This is a genomic window from Oceanicaulis sp. HTCC2633, assembly GCF_000152745.1.
Classification (GTDB): Bacteria; Pseudomonadota; Alphaproteobacteria; order Caulobacterales; family Maricaulaceae; genus Oceanicaulis.
In genome coordinates this window covers 471306-488740 of record NZ_CH672428.1, presented here as the reverse complement: position 1 = coordinate 488740, position 17435 = coordinate 471306, and the positions used below count along the sequence as shown (strand labels likewise).

The 17435-nt window shown below is 50.5% G+C and carries 11 protein-coding genes and 1 pseudogene; 4 read left to right on the top strand and 8 right to left on the bottom strand.

Annotated features, from left to right (window positions below):
- Positions 1 to 250: 250 nt before the first annotated feature.
- The 4 genes and pseudogenes from OA2633_RS02425 to OA2633_RS16675 form a co-directional block, all read left to right on the top strand.
- The gene (locus OA2633_RS02425; RefSeq protein WP_009800885.1) at positions 251 to 1495 is read left to right on the top strand and encodes an HlyD family secretion protein; all 1245 of its coding nucleotides are present in this window, start codon (positions 251 to 253) and stop codon (positions 1493 to 1495) included.
- A gap of 70 nt (positions 1496 to 1565) precedes the next feature.
- Positions 1566 to 3716 carry a peptidase domain-containing ABC transporter gene (locus OA2633_RS02420; RefSeq protein WP_009800884.1) on the top strand — a complete coding sequence of 717 codons (2151 nt, stop codon included), beginning with the start codon at positions 1566 to 1568 and terminating at the stop codon, positions 3714 to 3716.
- A gap of 718 nt (positions 3717 to 4434) precedes the next feature.
- Positions 4435 to 5286, top strand: coding sequence for a Fic family protein (locus OA2633_RS15710; protein ID WP_083783169.1), 852 nt, complete (start codon positions 4435 to 4437; stop codon positions 5284 to 5286).
- Positions 5287 to 5949: 663 nt separating this feature from the next.
- A pseudogene (locus tag OA2633_RS16675) lies at positions 5950 to 6045 on the top strand (integrase core domain-containing protein); the annotation flags it as partial.
- A 199-nt stretch (positions 6046 to 6244) separates the two neighbouring features.
- Here the strand turns inward: OA2633_RS16675 and OA2633_RS15705 are convergent.
- From OA2633_RS15705 to OA2633_RS02380, 8 genes are all read right to left on the bottom strand, one after another.
- Complete coding sequence (locus OA2633_RS15705; protein WP_083783168.1) at positions 6245 to 7414, bottom strand: JmjC domain-containing protein; 1170 nt, start codon at positions 7412 to 7414, stop codon at positions 6245 to 6247.
- Complete coding sequence (locus OA2633_RS16000; RefSeq protein ID WP_156776056.1) at positions 7399 to 9054, bottom strand: hypothetical protein; 1656 nt, start codon at positions 9052 to 9054, stop codon at positions 7399 to 7401. Before OA2633_RS16000 ends, OA2633_RS15705 begins: the two co-directional genes overlap by 16 nt.
- Positions 9032 to 10225, bottom strand: coding sequence for a radical SAM protein (locus OA2633_RS15700; RefSeq protein ID WP_083783167.1), 1194 nt, complete (start codon positions 10223 to 10225; stop codon positions 9032 to 9034). Before OA2633_RS15700 ends, OA2633_RS16000 begins: the two co-directional genes overlap by 23 nt.
- 65 nt (positions 10226 to 10290) lie before the next feature.
- Positions 10291 to 10488: a hypothetical protein gene (locus OA2633_RS15995; protein WP_156776054.1), complete on the bottom strand. Its 198-nt coding sequence runs from the start codon at positions 10486 to 10488 to the stop codon at positions 10291 to 10293.
- A 958-nt stretch (positions 10489 to 11446) separates the two neighbouring features.
- Positions 11447 to 11959 carry a hypothetical protein gene (locus OA2633_RS15120; RefSeq protein ID WP_009800879.1) on the bottom strand — a complete coding sequence of 171 codons (513 nt, stop codon included), beginning with the start codon at positions 11957 to 11959 and terminating at the stop codon, positions 11447 to 11449.
- Positions 11956 to 14253: a hypothetical protein gene (locus tag OA2633_RS15115; RefSeq protein WP_009800878.1), complete on the bottom strand. Its 2298-nt coding sequence runs from the start codon at positions 14251 to 14253 to the stop codon at positions 11956 to 11958. The genes OA2633_RS15120 and OA2633_RS15115 overlap by 4 nt, the downstream gene beginning before the upstream one ends.
- On the bottom strand, positions 14250 to 15815 hold the full coding sequence (locus OA2633_RS15110; RefSeq protein ID WP_009800877.1) for a site-specific integrase: 1566 nt from the start codon (positions 15813 to 15815) through the stop codon (positions 14250 to 14252). The genes OA2633_RS15115 and OA2633_RS15110 overlap by 4 nt, the downstream gene beginning before the upstream one ends.
- Complete coding sequence (locus OA2633_RS02380) at positions 15803 to 16864, bottom strand: site-specific integrase (RefSeq protein ID WP_162010958.1); 1062 nt, start codon at positions 16862 to 16864, stop codon at positions 15803 to 15805. The genes OA2633_RS15110 and OA2633_RS02380 overlap by 13 nt, the downstream gene beginning before the upstream one ends.
- Positions 16865 to 17435: the final 571 nt, after the last annotated feature.

Sequence of the window (17435 nt, the reverse complement as noted above, 5' to 3'; positions counted from 1 at the left end):
GTGACGCCCATCAAGAAGCCACGGTAGAGAGATCATAATCAACCAGTTCTGGTTCTGATGTCACGCCAGCAAAGTATCGTCCGTGGGACTTTAATACTCCTAGGTCATCGCGGCGATGGGCTTGGGGCAAGTGATATCCATGTTGACACATTAGCACTTGCGCTCCCCTCATGAGGGAAATTATTATAATTAAAAACCTTTTACGGGAATGTGGTTTCCTGTTTCAGATTCTAATTTGAGGGCAGGATCTATGTCCAACCTGTTTCATAAGGAGGCCATGGAGCACGCAACGCAACGGCTGGATGGTGAAGTGGTTCTAGCTCTGCCTTTGCCGTTAAAGCTTCTGATCGCGATTGCGTCGCTCACCATCGCCAGCGTTGTGATCTTCGCAAGTACTGCAAGCTATTCGCGTAAGGAAATGGTGCAGGGCTGGCTGACACCCGACCAAGGCGTGATCAGGGCCCTGGCCCTGCAAGGCGGCCAGATCGAGGCTCTTTTAGTGCAGGAAGGCGATATCGTGTCCGCCGGTGCCCCGCTCGCCCGTTTGCGGCTCGATACCGACACGCTGGACGGTGCATCGGGCGCACGCGTGATGAGCGCACTACAAGCACAAACCGATGCCGCCGAGCGCAGTGCCAATGCTGAAATCGCCCGCATGGAACAGGATGAAGCCCGGCTTACAGGCGCGTTGCACGGGTTCATGACCGAGCGGGCCGGGCTCTCGCGCCAGATCAGCTTGCAGCGCGAACGCATCACACTCGCCGATGAACAGATAGAGCGCGCGGTAATCTTATCAGAGCGAGGCTATATGTCGGGCCGGGAGCTCGATGACCGTCGTCTCATGGCGCTTGCCGCGCGCCAGGAGCTGGCCGCGCTGGAACGCAACGACGCCACGATCTCCCGTCAGATTCTTGAAGTTCGCGCTGCGCTTCAATCTCTTCCCTTGCAGATCGAAGCCGAGCGCGCTCGCGCAGCCTCCGTACGCGCAGCACTGGATGAGCGCATCACAACGCAAAGCGCCCGCAACGAGGGCGTCATCACTGCCCCGGCCGATGTCCGGGTAGCGGCCCTGCCCGTACGGCAAGGCCAGACCCTAGCGCCGGGCGAGACCGTCGCTGTGTTGATGCCCGAGGATGGAGAGTTAGTAGCCGAGCTCTATTTACCCACCCGAGCCGCTGGCTTCATTCATGTAGGACAGGATGTCCGCTTGATGTATCAGGCCTATCCTCATCAGCGCTTTGGCTCGGGTAAGGCCACCATCACCGCCATCTCGCGTACCGTGCTAGCCCCGAATGAGGCTGCCATCCCCGGCCTCAACCTGCAAGAACCGGTTTTTCGGGTGGAGGCGATGCTAGAACGCGCAGAGGTCGACGCCTATGGCGAGACCATTCCGCTTCAGCCGGGCCTGCTGTTAAACGCTGATATAATTCTTGACCGGCGCAGTTTGATCGAATGGCTTTTCGATCCGCTCTTCGCAGCCGGACGCAGGGGGTAAGGATGGCGTACGGTTTCAAGCCTGCAAGACCAAAGCCTGAATCAGGCAGCCAATTTCCCCAGAGGCGCGCGTGACCCGAGACGATGCATTGAACCTGTTCAAGGGTCGCAAACTACCGATCATCATGGGAGCCGAAACGGCCGAATGCGGGTTGGCCTGCATGACCATGGTGGCACGCTGGCACGGTCATGATGTGGATCTCAACGGTATGCGCCAGCGCACCGGTCTGTCCATCTCCGGAGCCAGCCTGCGAACCCTGATGACCATGGCCGACGGGCTGGGGCTCGCAACACGGGCGCTGAAGGTGGAGCTGGCAGCGCTGAGCAAGGTGCGCACGCCCGCTATTATGCACTGGGACCTCAATCATTTCGTGGTCCTAGCCAAGGCAACGCCGAAGTCCATCACCGTGCATGATCCGGCCATGGGGCAGCGGACGCTGAGCTTTGAAGAGGCCTCTAAGCATTTCACCGGAGTGGTACTTGAACTGACCCCTGCGGACGAATTCGAGCCCGTAAGCGCCACCCAATCCACACACCTAACTAGCCTGTGGTCTAAAATGGAGGGGTTCTGGGCCTCTTTCGGACAAATCATCGTCCTGTCCGCCGTGCTGCAGGTGGCGGTGTTCGCTGCGCCCTTCTACATCCAGCTGGTGATCGACGAGGCGATCGCCCGCGGTGATCCAGGGCTGCTGGCGGTTCTTGCGCTTGGGTTTGGCTCCCTGATGATCCTGCAGGCAGGGCTGACCGCCTTGCGCGCCTATGCCCTGCAGGTCGTGGGGCAATTGATGACCTTCCAGATGATCGGAAATATGGTCCGTCATCTGCTGCGCCTGCCAATCAGCTTTCATGAAAAGCGCCACGTGGGTGACATTCTCTCGCGTGTGCAGTCGACCCGGCCCATCCAGGATGTATTAACCCGGGGCGCAGCGACTGCGTTGATCGACGGGGTCATGGCGTTGGTCGCGTTGGTGATTCTATTCTTCTATTCGGTCACGTTGACGATGGTGGTTCTGGTCGCTCTGGCGCTGAGCGTGATCATCACTTTTTCCTTTTACCCGGTGGTGCGACGACGGAGTGAACAAGCCATCGTCGCTCAGGCCAAGGAGCAAAGCCATCTGATCGAGAGTGTGCGCGCTTCGCGCACACTCAAACTGATGGGTCGAGAAAGTGAACGCGAGAGTACCTGGCGCAATCTGTTTGCCTATACGGTGAACCGGAAGTTCTCGCTGAGTCGGTTCGAGATCATCCGCAATGCACTCCAGACCTGCATTGCAGGGATTCAGACCATCTTTGTCGTTTACCTGGCTGGGCAGATGATTCTGGCGGGCGATGGCTTCTCAGTGGGCATGCTGTTCGCCTATCTCAGCTTCCGCCAGACATTTACCGACCGGGTCATGGCTCTGATCAACGAGGCGTTTAATTTACGCCTTCTAAGCCTGCACCTGGAACGGATCGGCGACATTGTCCATACGGAACGCGATGAAACACTTGGTGCGGAGACTGGCATACTCGAGGACATTACAGGCGAGATCGAGGCCCGCAATGTGGTCTTCAAATACGGTGCCGGGGATCGTCCCGTCTTGTCTGGCGCAGATCTACACGTGAGGGCGGGTGAATTTGTTGCTATAACTGGTGCCTCCGGCGGCGGGAAGTCTACGCTGCTCAAACTCATGCTGGGCCTTTATGTACCTGATGAAGGCGAGATCCTTCTGGATGGAAAGCCTGCGAATACAATCGGCTGGCGGCGCTGGCGCGCCCAGGTGGGAGTGGTGGCGCAGGATGACCAGCTGCTCTCCGGCACCATTGCGGATAATATCAGCTTCTTTGATCCCGATATGGATATGGAGCGGATTCATGCGGCCGCCCATGCCGCACGCATCCATGATGAAATCGCCGCCATGCCTATGCAGTTCCTATCGCTGGTGGGCGATATGGGCTCCGCCCTGTCGGGTGGACAGCGGCAACGCGTGCTTCTGGCCCGGGCTCTCTATCGCGATCCCAGGATTTTGATCCTGGACGAGGGCACTGCCAATCTCGATCCTGCGACTGAGAATGTCATCGCCGACTCTATCAGCCAGATGCCCATCACCCGCATCGTCGTGGCCCATCGACCCGCATTGGTGGAACGGGCGGACCGGGTGGTGACTATAGTCGGCGGCCGTGTCCATCTAATCGACCGTTCGGTCATGACGAGTAAGAGAACCAGCAAGAACGCAGATTAGAATCTTCGTCGAGATTCTTATGCACGCTTTGTTGAAACGGGGGGCTCGATATTCCTTGGGCCGTCTTGTCATACGGGCAAGGGGGAACAAGGGAAGGGCCATGTCCTCATATGTGAAGCGTAGGCGAACCGATGGTGGGCAATGTGGGACCGAAGGCTCTCGCCTGAAAAATCATCTGACATCAAACCTTAAGCGTTTGGATGAGCGAACGTCGGTGTGTTGGTCGCCTAGTCTGGAATAGTCAATCGCGAGGGTAATGTGGCCAGAAAGCGCGGCGTTTCGGCAGTTAGTATTTTTTGAAACGTCAGTCAGTGGCGCTTTCGAGAAAATGCTCGAGACTAAGTATGTTTTGGGATCATCGCATTCATTTGAGCCTTTATCGGAACTGTATTAGAGACAAAAATTAGTACTTAGCATGAGGAGCATTTTGATCTTTACCTGCCTAAAAGTCTGAATAGAGAGCTGACAATCATGAGCTATTGTAGGTTGCATTTAATTGGACTGAAACGCTGGGTGCGGCTGCTATCTCATCGAATTATAGAGGAAGCCATTCGCAATTTTGGATGCGATCATACTTCTAAGTTCAGCTAAAATGGTGGATAATAATAGTTATAGCGATACTGTCCGGATTCCGACTTGCTCGACTCTGAAGGAGTTATTAGGCGATACGCCCATTCGAGGTGATCATCTACATTGTCGGTAAGAAATTAGGTGATAGATGATGTCAGAAAGCGGGTTTGATAGGGAATCATACTCTAAAACTGATAGAGTTGCTCCCAAGACATATATCTTGAAAGGAGATGAACATCACGTCCGGATTAGTGCCCTGCCGGATGTCTCATCACCAGGACTTGTTGAGCGCTCTCTCGCCGTTCAGTCCATGCTTTGTGAGAGCGATCTAGTTTGGAAAAATACTGAAGATGTATTCGGATTGGAATTGCGTCTCGCGTATCAGTTGGAGCATGACATAAAATCTATTCGCTCTAAATACTTTAAAATAGAGGGGGGCGGTCCAAGCTTGAGGCGATTTTTTCTTAGACCCAGCACAGAAGCCATCGTGCACGCCTATCGCAATGCGTTCACACCAGGAGCTGGAGGTGTTGAAGCGATGGAAGGTCTCGGCAGCTGGCTGTACGGCTCAGAGCGACAATTTCGAACGAATCGTGCCCAGACCAGCCGTGGCCCTGGAGGGTATAGAGTTGTATATCCTAAAACATCGGAGATAGAGGATTGTCTCTTTATACGTGAAAATCGCCAGATATCAGATTATCACACCCCACTTCTTTGGGCAATTCGGCGATTTGCTGACTTTAACACAACCCATCCTTTTTTGGATGGTACCGGAAGAACCGCAAGAGCACTTTTTATAATAGACCTGATGAATTATGATATTATCGCGAAGCCATCACTCCCGTTGGGCCCTATGCAGTATTTATTTTCAGGTGAATTATTAAAGTCATATCTGAATTTATACATTAAAAACAATTGGGAATATTTTGCCGGCACTATTATGGATATTATAGTAAAATATCACAACTATCTCAAATATATAAACCAATATGATGATTGATTTAAGTAAAAACAAAATCACCTTCAGAAATATGAATCCACTACCTTTTGCAGAACTTATCTTATGATTGAGCGCAGCAGATTGTAACGATCTTGTAGGAACATGTTTTTGCAGTTTTGATTTTCACGCCATTGTGGAAAATGAAGTGAAACCCTGAAACTCCTCCAGGGAAGGGGAGGGGTTGGCCGAAATAAGGGATGAGCGATGCAGCGTTCACGTTTTTATCGTATTACAGGTCATTGCTGTCCTGCGCGTGCAGGAGGCGGTAACGCCTTTGGCGGAAGTGCAAATTCGCCGGGATAGGTGCGTCAGTGGACAAACGGCTAGGGTGCTCAAGGAAGAGAATAGCTAGCTGAAGTTGCATCTCGCCAAAGGAATGCCGGATAACACAGTGCTGAAAGAGCTCTTGGGAAGACGTGGTGGTGCCGCGGCTTGACGCGAAGCTCTGGCGCATCTGCGGATGGTCTTCGAGATGAACAGACGGCGGGCGTGGCGCGTGATCGAGACGCAGATGCCTGTGGACCCTCACCAAACAGCTCACCGACGGAGGTTGATTCAGGATACTGGCGGTGATTGATGACTGCACACGCGAAAGACTTTGCCTAATCGCCTAACCCTAGCCATCTGGCGATCGTGTCGCCATCTAGCTGGATGCGCTGGTAGAATGACTTTGTGGAAAGCTTCAATGGCAGGCTCCGTCGCGAGCATCTCAATGAGGCGTTCTTCCTCTCGCTGCCGCAAGCGAGACCCGTTCTGAGCGGCTAACGGCGGACTTGACGTCACTCGCAGCTCAGCTGGATGAAGCCTGTGGGTTATCGTTGCCTGATCTTCACCTCCGGGCAGGGCGCCCAGCTCTGTCAAGGCTTCGCGCCATGGCCTCTTGTACTGTAATCAAAGAGGGCTCAAATCACCCTAAGACTCTCGCAAAGCGGGGTAAAAATGAGTGTCACATATATGACTATTCATAATTCACACGAGAAATAACACCATCGTACTCTAGTGTTTTTAGTAATTCTAATAGCTTATCTGAAGCACCTATATCATCCGCCTTATTAAGAATTTGCTTTGAATCATGTTCAATATTCTCAAATATTAGATCAACAAGTGGTTTTATATCCAAGTCGAATTTATATTCCTTACCATTAATGACAACAAAGGTGGAATTGTCAGAGTTCCAAGTAAGTGGGTTTTCGGGACCCATGTAACGTATTTTACACGCGTCGCTATTACTGGTCCACGTTACATTTAAAGAAGATGGAAAATTCGCTATAGATCTAGGTGATCTATGAGCCTGTTTATCATCCCAATAGCGCTCTACTGGATTGTCTTTGAGAAAATCAGATACCCAATCTTGAATGGCATCTGATGTATCTTTAAAATCCAAGCAATTCGGAGCAATGCCCTTTCTTAGAAGATCACAATCTTTGGCGTGAGCAACCATCCAATTTAAGATGTCTATAGATGTGAAGCCGTTCACCCCACAGGTGATATGCATGGACGGTATGCCTGTAGAAACTACTGAATGCCACATGCCTCTGGGAAGATATAAACAGTCGCCTTGCTCTAGATAGCCTTCCCAAATTGGCTCTATATGTTCTTTAAATTGTTTTCCCTTTTTCCTTTCGAGGGGATGGGGTTCACTAAAGCCGAAAACTTTCCAATATTTTCGACCATAAACCTGTATAGCAAACACATCATGATCATCCCAATGGAGACCAAAACCGACTTCAGGCTTTTGGGATAGGTAAATATTGAAATTGACGTCCTCCCTGAATACAGATTGCATATCATTTGCTAGGGAGTCGAAACTATTTAACCGTGTATGTATAGAGTTAATTATAAACGTGTGGCCGGTGGAAATTAAGTTGCTCACTTCTTGCGAGGACAGCTTTCCATTTTGGAGCCATATACTAGAAGGATTAAATTCAGCCTCCCCACTTTTTGAGTAACCAATGTTTTTTCCATTGTGCACTGTAGTAATGTCGAGCAATGAATTAAATTTATCCCAATCAATCAGGGTCAATACCGATTCAATACCTAAATGACTACGAAGGAGGCGCTGTCCATAGTATTTCTCGAAGAATTCTTCTTTTGATGTACCTTTAATAATATCTACAAATTTGTGCATCTTTGACTCTCTTGATATAGATCTGCCATTAGGGATGAGACGTACTGAGGATATACAACTGGCCCTGGATCACCAATAGGAAGATAAGCAACTGAATTAGTATGCTGATCTCTAGAATAATGTATAATAACTGAGTTATGGATGTCACCATAACCAAAGCTATCGATTAGAAAAATCGTGTCATCACTATTTAAACCTGTTCTTTCAGCAGCGCTTCCAGGGATGATTCTTTCTATAAGACCCGGCACCGTATTGGATAAAACAAAACCCCTCTCGTATGTCGGCCAAGCGTGTTCTATCAGCTCATATTCGCTACCGTTGATGCTGAATTGACAAGGAAGATGCGAGATCAGAATACTATTATCTTCAGAATTGAATTCTATAGTCGGTAGTTCTGAGTGCCCCCAGAATCTGTCAGAAGTAAGAGTCTGTTCCGATTCTTCTTCTAGTGCTTCAATTAGGTTGTCAAACCGGTCACCAGTTAGGTCTGTATTTGTGAATTGGGTTGCAGCAATCCAAGAAATGATACCAAAGTCATAGTCAAGTTGCGATACTTCATAATTTGATTGAAGGTTCGATATAGATCGATTAATTCGGCTCACCAAAAAATCTTCTTCCACATAGCCCATTTTGACTAGTTCTATGTATGTTACAAGTTCAACTAATCCCTCTCCAATCCAAGTGTCCTGATCTACCATTCCTAGCAGACGTGGCATCCAATGGTGAGCGATTTCATGCACGATGAGTGTCATCAAGTGCCGTTTATTTAGACCGACACCCTGATGAATGGCAGAAGAATTAGGGTTAGCAAGTCCGGTATATTGACCAAAACTTCCCGCGTCTAAAATTGGAGGTGAAATTAAGACTGAGTATGTGTCAACTTCCGCATTACCCCATCGATCTTCAAGCGACTCAAAAGTATCAGTGATTAAGGTGCTTAACTCTGAAGCTTCATTCGACACTTGATCTGCATACACTAAACTCAAGGTGGGACCATCTTGAATTTCAATTATTTTCGACTCCCAATTTCCTGCAGCTAAAAATGAGAACCAAAGATCATCTGCCCTATTAAAAATCCAAGAATTATTACCTTCATAGCTTCCGTCTGATAGATACGAAGGTTCCTCAAATTCACTCGAGTATGTAAATCTGGTGTCACCAAAACGATATGGAACGCCTTCCATATTCAAGGGGCGTAAAGCCAACAACAAAGCTTTGCCGTCAAGTAGTGAATATTCACCAAAGTCCATTAGGGAACTGCACCCCGACATCGAATCGATAGAATGACTTCCCCTATATTCCTGAGCAGTTACAAGATAGGATATACGTAGCGCTTCTTGATTGATAGGACTAAAATACATTCTTGATTCTGTAGAATGTTCTGAGTTGTATTCAGCGCCACTATATTCAATAAGGCTATATTCTATCGGCTCACAATTTTCATGCGTATAACGCATCTCCCTCAGCTCAAGTAAGCCTAAATTATCATTAGGTATGACAAGATCTACGATCCATGATGCATCAGAATTCTGATTAACCGTGATTTCAACGTAAGGATTTTCATTCGCTTCACTGATAGGAATGGTGGCATAACTAATCAATATGAAGGGAAAAAATTTAAGTAAGGACGATTTTATCATTAATTACTCCACTAAACTCTTCGAGAAGCTCTTTACGTAGTACTCCTGCTTTGCTCATTGTATTTACCATTGTGCCTAGAATTATATCTATATCGTGACAGTAGACTGATCTATTATTATATAAAGAGCCTTCTTTGTATCGATGGATTAGATGATACCCACCGCGACAAACGTCAGACCAAATACAACCTGTGCAATCATCTGGTAAGGTCTTATGCGCGGCGTCTATTTGCTTTCCATCACTGGATAGATAAAGCTCTGATATAGATGATTCACTTACATGCAATAAATTTGTAAACATTTTCGGATTCATGCTTCGAAAAATATCATCATGTGCAATCGTCGCATCTGAACTAATAGTAACTATGTACTTACTAGCATCATAATCACGCTGTATTCTTCGATCCGCCTTATTTCTAGTCAATAAGTGTAAATGGTACTCTAGGAACCGTATTGATATATTGGGATTATTGTCAGCCACCCACTCCCTGAATACAGATACTAGAAAGTTAGCATACTTACCGCTATTAGCAGTGTTGAATGTATCATGAGATTCGTCTGGTAGTAAAAAATCTAAGTTCTTGACACCAAGATCATCAACAAAATGACGATAGGTTGAGCCACCATCCACTTCTGGATTGATTACGCACAAGATCCCAGATTCGGGAAGCTTGCCTTCTGAAATTGCAGCTTGAACTAATCGCAAGCCTGAAATTGAACGTTCATATGTGCCAATTTGTTTTTTGTCTATGCGATGACGGTCATTAATTTCCTTGTTGCCATCGAGGCTTATACCGACCCTAACTTTATATCTCGAAAATAACGCTATCCATTCCTCATCCAAAAGCATGCCATTTGTTTGGAGATAAAACTCTATGTCAACTTTGTCAGAACATGTAGACAACTTCTCTAGCATTGATTCAAACCGTTGCTTCTTCATAAGCAGCGGCTCTCCGCCATGCAGTGCGACTGTAACATATGTCAGATCAAGCTCTTCTATTTGTTGCCTTAAAAACAAACACACTTCATCAACGCTACTTTCAGAAATAATTGCAGAGTGATCACTATAGCTATTATCGGCCCCATTAAAAAAATAGCAGTAAGTACAACTGATATTACAGCGCTCGCTTACTTTGAGAACAGCCTGTAAAATATTTCGTTCATTATTCATATGGGCTACCAATTGAGTGGCGAGGCAATGTGCCTGGATTAAGGGACACTGCCTCGCTTTATTATTTAGGTTCTTCCCCAGGCCTTTGCGTAGGCACCGTTTGACGCGGTGTTGTTACTGGGACCGTCCCAACCATCCCCACCGCCATTTTCCGTATCATAGCCACCGGCAATTTTTGATAAAAGCTCTGCGGGAATTTCTTCACCAGCGTATTCATCGCTCACCGGGTTCTCTTCGATCTGTTCTTTTCTAGGATCTGACACTACTTACTCCTTAGAAGCTGGCTGCAGATCTATCCGGATAGGAGGGCGTTACTCATTAATCCGATGCATGTTGATCTTTTCAATAGCTAAAAGTCGAACACGCCTGCTAGCCATAAGTTGAAAGTTAATGCGCTCTCACGCCATATAAGATATGCACAGCCATTGCTAAGCATCAACCCCATACGGAGAAAATTGCTTACAAATGCAAACCCATAGTTGTAGTTTAGGGCTTGCAATTTAAGGGCTACTATTAATACGTGTCTGTACCATCCTACATGTTTACTCTAGTGAGAAGCCCGAGATGAAATTCAAAGATTCATATGCGGCACCTCTAACCATTCAACCGTACGTTGACAGATTTGAATTTTCTGAGTCTCAGCGATGTATGGTCTGTAGCTGGATTTTGCCTTCAGTGATCATGTCAGTGGGGTGTCGGAGTGATTATGTAGACTGGCTATGACGTTGTGCAGAGTGGGGCCATCCAATACTAGCGAGTGCTCTCTACTACGGCTAGGGTTCTCTATTTTGATGCCATCGCGAGAGATAAGGTGGCTTCTATAATACTTGTCGCGAGGCCGGGTGCCCCTGCCTATACTTGGTGCACGGGATTAGCATATCCTGAGAGGAGTGAACTAATGTCCGCTCCTACGCCAAAGCGGAGCTGAATACCTTTAATTGCAGGCGCTAAGAAAAACGGGCCCCGCAGGGCCCGTCTCTGATCCTAAGATCGCGCGAATACCAGTTTCCGCCGCGCACCGCGGGCACCCTTAGGGCTGGTGTGCCGTCTTTCATCGCTCTCGGCACACACGCTTTATGTCAGATATCCCCAGAATGTCAAAAAGTGCATGCTATGCAATGAGTTGCCAGGCCGGGCCTTTTGGGGCTCTATGTGTGAGAAAACACCGATGAAACCGGTTTTGCATTGAAAGCCGACTTCAAGCCTCTGGATTCATTATGATTATTCAGTGTTCTGATCGCCAGCTTGGTCTTTTCTCACACTCGCAGATCTCTCAGCGAAATTAATGATTTTGGCCCTTTGAGGGATAGCTCCGTAATCCACAAGTCGATCGACAATTGACTGATAATCCTCGAAGAACCGGCGCCAGGCGCGCATGCCTCCAAGTTCACCAACGGCCATGATCATCGCCTGATGGGAGGCGATGAGAAGAGCGTTCTGTTCCTCGAGTTTGGCGATCTTGCGCTTTGCTTCGGCCAGCATCTCGCTCTCTTCGACGCCGAGCCGCCCCCGGTTGTTCCGAGCGATGCGCAGGACCGTTTCGGCAAGCTTCTGGCATTCTCCCAGCTGAAGCCGTTTTGCGGCGTCACGAGAGAGGGTCGTGTGCGCGACGCCCAGTTCCGCCGCGGCGGCGCGCAGGGTGATCTTACGCCCTTGTTCAGCAAGCCTTCGGCACACGGCGCCCAGCTCCGGGCAGGGCGCTTCAAACGGGGAAGGGGAGATGCCGACCGTCACAGCAGGCCCTCGATCTTCTTCTCCCCATAGCGCTTGCCCAGATCCGGGCCGTCCGGAAACACTTGCTTGCCCGGTGCGGCGCCGCGCGCTTGCTCGATGGCCGTCAGGCGCTCTTCGGCCTGGCGGCGGGCCGCCGCTTTCGAGGCCTGCGTGCCAGGGTGTTTATCAATGGTGCTGAGCAGGGTGCGGTATCGGCCGGCGAGCTTGTCGAGCTGTCGCTCCTCTAGAGCCGATCCTGTTCTCACGAGGTGGCAGCATCCATTGAAGCACTCAAGATGTTTAGGGCAGGGCTCCACGACGAAGGAATTCATGCACAGGCCGTAGGGCGTGATCTGCATGCCGTCGGCTTCTGTGGCGAGGAAAACGATTGCGGCCTCATCACCTTCCGCTTCCTGAATGCGCCGGAACTCATCGGCAATCGGGCCCTGTGCGCGGCCGGCGCTGATCAGCTTGAAAGCGTCGCGCGCCGGACCCGTCAGTAGATCTTCCGAACCGTCTGGCAGCTCCATGGCGTCGAGCTCCTGGGCCAGAGTTCGGCTGTCGTATTCGTGGCTTTGTGCGACGCTTTTTCGGCCAAAGCGGTTGGTGATGATCGTATCGGCGACACCGGCCGCGAACAGCTCGTTATTGTGCATGTGACGCGAGGAGTGGCTCTTGAAGTTGAGAGATCGAAACTCTGGCTTCCCGTACTTCGCATAGAACGACTGGCTGGCGCCCTTCCCAACTTTCTGGGTTCCAAAAGCCATCCCGAGGTCAGAAGGTGTTAGCCGCCCTACGAACGCGTACCTGGTAATGTCGCAAACCCCACCGTTTCTCCCTTCAATCAGCGCCCGCTTGGGAACAAGGAATAGGGACTGGTCGGCCTTGAGTTCACGGCCTCCCTCAAGCGGGAAAGGTTCTGTGTCGCTGAGCTTGGTGGGTATGTTCAGTCGGATTTGTCGCTCAAGCTCACCGATAGGGATGCGGACATTGATAAGGCGTCGGCTCGCATCTGCTGGATCGATTAGTATTCGCGGGATCCATGCATTTTCCTTCCGTCCGAAAAATGTCCGCAGCGGTTGGGTATAGTTCGCTCTGTCTCGTTTCAGCCGAGCTTGATAGTCACGGATTTCGTGAAGCACTTCGACATCGAATGTGGCTCGGTATTTCTCCGCCAGGTCCAAGTTGAACGCACCATCAAGCCCGAACGGGTTCCCTGTTAGCTGCGTGAAGACATCTTCAAGTGAGACAATCTCATCAAGCTCAAATTCTGGAAGAATGCGGCCTGTTTTAAGCTGGGAGGTGAGTCTCTGCCTTAGCGGCGCGGTCATCCTGGTGGCGGTTTCGACGAGCTCCGAAATCCGCTGTTCAAACAGACGCAACACGGACGTGGTGGCTTCGGCATGTATCGCCCCAGTATGGTCGCTTAGCTCCTGTTTTTCTGCGAAGTGACGCAGGAAAAGAGTGCGATCGACTCCTCCAATAAGCGAAGGCTTCCCACCACGAGGGTCGAAGTAGGATTGGCTGACAAGCGGATCAACCGGAACAGTCACAGTTTCCCCGACCCTCAAGCCCATGAGGAGGTGTAGTTCGGCCGCCAAGAAGCGAACTGCGTCGTATGAGCCAAGGGGTTGTTCCTCCAGAAGGATCCGCAAAAGCTCCCAGAACTCCGTCGCGCCCGGCAGGCGATCCCCTTTACGTCGATCATCAATCGACGCACGAATAATGGTAGTGTCCCGATTGCGACTTTGTCCCGAAGATCGTTTCCGATTAAGCGGACAGTGGGCGGAAAGGCCAAGGGTGTCGAAAATTACAACTTGCGCCTCCGCCAAAGATTTAAGCTTTTGGTTCTTGTCGATTTTCTCGAGCACACCGAGGGCGCGCACAACATCTTCGCGTGTTATTTCCCAAGGCTCACTTCCAGAGCAGCAGCTCGCAAGGGCCCTCACAGAACGACCGATAGCATTACAAGTATAGTGAGCGCTGTTCCGTAACTCGAACAAAGAGCGGATCGTGAGAGCTTTGATCAGGTCAGCCCAACCATCCGACAGAGGGATCTTTTCCAGTGAGTGATTTTGCTCGGGATTTCCAGATGCCAGCGCCTTTAGCGTGGCTAGGTCGGTGCCTAGGTCCTTCAGGTAAAAAGCTGGCGGTTTAGGAGCGCCAGTGATTTCGTTGAGATCCCATCTGAACGCCTTGATAATTTGTCCGGCTTCGTCGGTTGGCGTGTGCCAGGACACACCATTTGCCTTCGCGATGCTCTTATAGCTTTCAAGGAAGCGATCGAACGCTGGATGGCACGATATAAGGGTCATTGGCCCGCCTCCGAGCCTTCCAGACCCGAAATTATCGACTCGACGGTCTCAAGAACGCGCCGAAGCTGGCCGAAAGCGGGAGTGACCTTGTCTCCCTTGTTTGTGTCTATGAACTCGCCGACGATTTTTCGGATTGAGTCGCGCGCTGTGCGATGAACCTCAATCTCGCGTAAGTACATGAACTTGTGACAATCATAGCAGGCGAGGGCGGGTGTTTTAGGGCAGAAGGACTGACCGATCGCACAGCCGCCGATGCCGGCGATCAGATGGCCGTGTGGCGCGCCTGAGACCTGTTGGTCTTCGGGGAGTTTGTTTAGCTCCTCCAGGTCCACGCTCTTGGACTTCAGGGATGCGTCGATCGCTTGAAAGAGGGGAGACAGGCCCAAGGCTGCATTGATTTTCTCCGCCTGGGTCGGGCTCATCTCGATGTAAGCATCGGCCGTATCGATATCGGAGTGCATCAGGAACTCAGCCAGCTCGAGCCTGGAACATCCAGCGTCTGCCTTTCTCTGGGCTGCCGTATGTCGAAGCTGGTAGGGTGTTCTGCGGATACCGGTGAGGGCCTCAGTGAGGCCTCTGACGATCCGAGTAACTTCCTGAGGCGGTACACCGAAGAGCGACTCAGCCCTGTCCAGGCGGAGGCTGCCTTCGAGCTCCTCACGCCGGCGAAGCCAGGCGACCAGAATGGGAGCCCAATCGCGTTTGATCTTTCTGGTTTGTTCCTGAATTTTCTGACGCGTTCGTTGTTTCGCGTACCGAAAAGTCAGGTGGACAATAGCTTGTCCATCCTCCGCTTCTCTAACGCGAACGTGGGCCACGTTCCTGTTCGCAATCTGGATAGGCCGCATTGCGTGTTGAAAGCAAAGCATGAGGATGGCGGAGTCGCGGAGGATCTCTGTTGGTAGCTTCGTCTCATCCCCTTGCCGTATCGCCGCGCTGAGTTCGTCTAGGTGATCAATCACCTTGCGTTCTTCTTCGAACGTTAGAATCGCCGAGCCGTCACGTACTGCCCGATGTTTGGAACTCGCAATCGGCGACCTTACGGTCCTGAGAATATTGGAGTGCGCTTCTTCCCAGCCAGCTAGGCTAAGATCGCTAAAGAAATAGAGGAGCGCTTTACCGGTCGAAAAATAAAATGAGTTTGTTACTTGCTTAGCTCTAGCGAAGTATCCAATGCTGAGGAATTCGAGACCCTCGTTGGGTCCTGTGCAAGCGTGCGCAATCAAATGTGACTGGATGCCTCCTGTAGTCGCAAGAGTCACAAGATGGATACACCCGGTAATTGCGTTTTTCTGAAGCCGGTGAGCTCCAAAGTGCTTTAAGATGGTCCTGAACGGCCCGTCGAAGTTTGAGAAATCGACCCTAATCGCTTTGCCGTTTGCCTCGATCTGCCAAACATCTTCTTCCGTGTGGATCGTTCGAATTTTCTCTTCATACTCGTCAAAATATCGGACGTGCTTCGGGAGCGCGCCCAACGCATCGGCGACATGCCTGACGTTTTCATCTGCAGGAAGAGCCTTGGAGCGCCCGTTTGGTCCAAAGTCGAAGTCTAGCTGAGACACTCTTTCCACCCACCCGGTTCAATGGTTCTGAGCGCATCTACGTGCGCATCGAAATCGTCGTTCCAAACCGTTTCGATCTGGCGCTCCCAATAAGCGCGGGCGTACAGCCGAGGCATGTTGGAGGTGTAGGTCCAGCCGAAGAAAGCACGGAGCTGAGCCAGAGAGTCGTCTTCGTCGTTCCCATGCGCTCGGAAGTGAGCGAGCCGGATCACTGCGCAGGTGTGACGGAAATCGTGAGCGCTGATGCGCGGCCGACGAAGATTTTCTTGAAGCGCCTGCTTGGCGTCGTCTGACAACAGCGTTGATACGCGATCGAAAATACGACCCAACCCTCTGACGCCTAGAGGGGCGCCACGATTGTTGAGGAATAGCTGAGGGTGAGGGGACCGTCCTCGATAGTTCGTAGCGTAGGCATCAATATATTCAGCAACTTCACGCGACAGCGGTATCTGCCGGATGCTCTGAGAGTTCTTGATTGAAGGCGGGTCGCAATAGCGCGGATCTTCGTCTTCAAATTGGTTCTGGACGTTCATCCAGTAGCGAGGTTTGAGCGTGCGTTCGTCGGTTCCGGTTTTGACGGCATCGGCCGCCAGAAGGAGCGCCTCGCTCCTCCTTAGGCCCTGATGCAGCAGGCAAAGGAGGATCGCCATGTTACGCCAGCGTTGCGGCTCTGAGCGAAACGGATTATCCGGGCTATCGGGCTTAAAGAGTGTGTAGAGCTCTTCAATCACCCGTGCTGGCAGGGCACGTAAGACATGGATTCTTTTCGGAATCGGATTCGGAGAGAGGTTTCTATATCTCAGCTCCCAGCGTTTTATGTGAGACGATAATTCGTGCAGCTTCGCTTTATCGTTTGATGTATGCGACAGATCCTGGAGCGTCTCGAGAATAAAGTCTCTGGTGGTGCGCCAAGCGCGGTTGATGTCTGCGCCGGAGCGAGCGGCTCGGTTTCGCTCGGCAATGAAATAGGCCTCAAGAGTGCGATCTAGCTCATCGGTTGCCAAGCTCGCGATGAAACGGTCCAAGACATCATAGCCGTAGAGCTCCATCGCGAAATTGTAGAGCCTCTCAATTGCCCGCAATTTCTTCCTGATCGTCGATTGAGCGTTCCCGGACCAATTTCTGAGAGCGTAGATGGTTGCCCAATAACGAGGGGTGCTCGTTCTGGGGTGAACCAGGTATGGGCCAGCAAGAAATGATGGAAGCTGTGCACGGGAAGCTTGGCAGAGCGACATAAGGCAAAACTGAAGATGGCTGTTTCGGTGAGCAAGCCCTATGCGGCGTCAAGGGCAGACCTGATCATGCAATAGAATCAGTATTATAAAAAGCCTCATCTGAAATTCATATCACTTCTAGTGCACCAATTTTATTGTGTAGTGGTGATTTCCATCCCTTTTCCTAATAACTTGCTTCGGCCTGTTTTCGACAATTTGTCGATCATTTTGAATTATATTAGTGATGGCTGTAGAATGAGGTATGTTTTTATTGAGATCTTTCGTCACGCATAATACGTGATCTAGTGTCTTCACACGATTCCCAATTCATGGATCACGCGTTTCGTTGATTTGAAACGCGATAGCGAGAAGATCGGGAAGGAGTTTAGTCAATGCACCAGTTTTG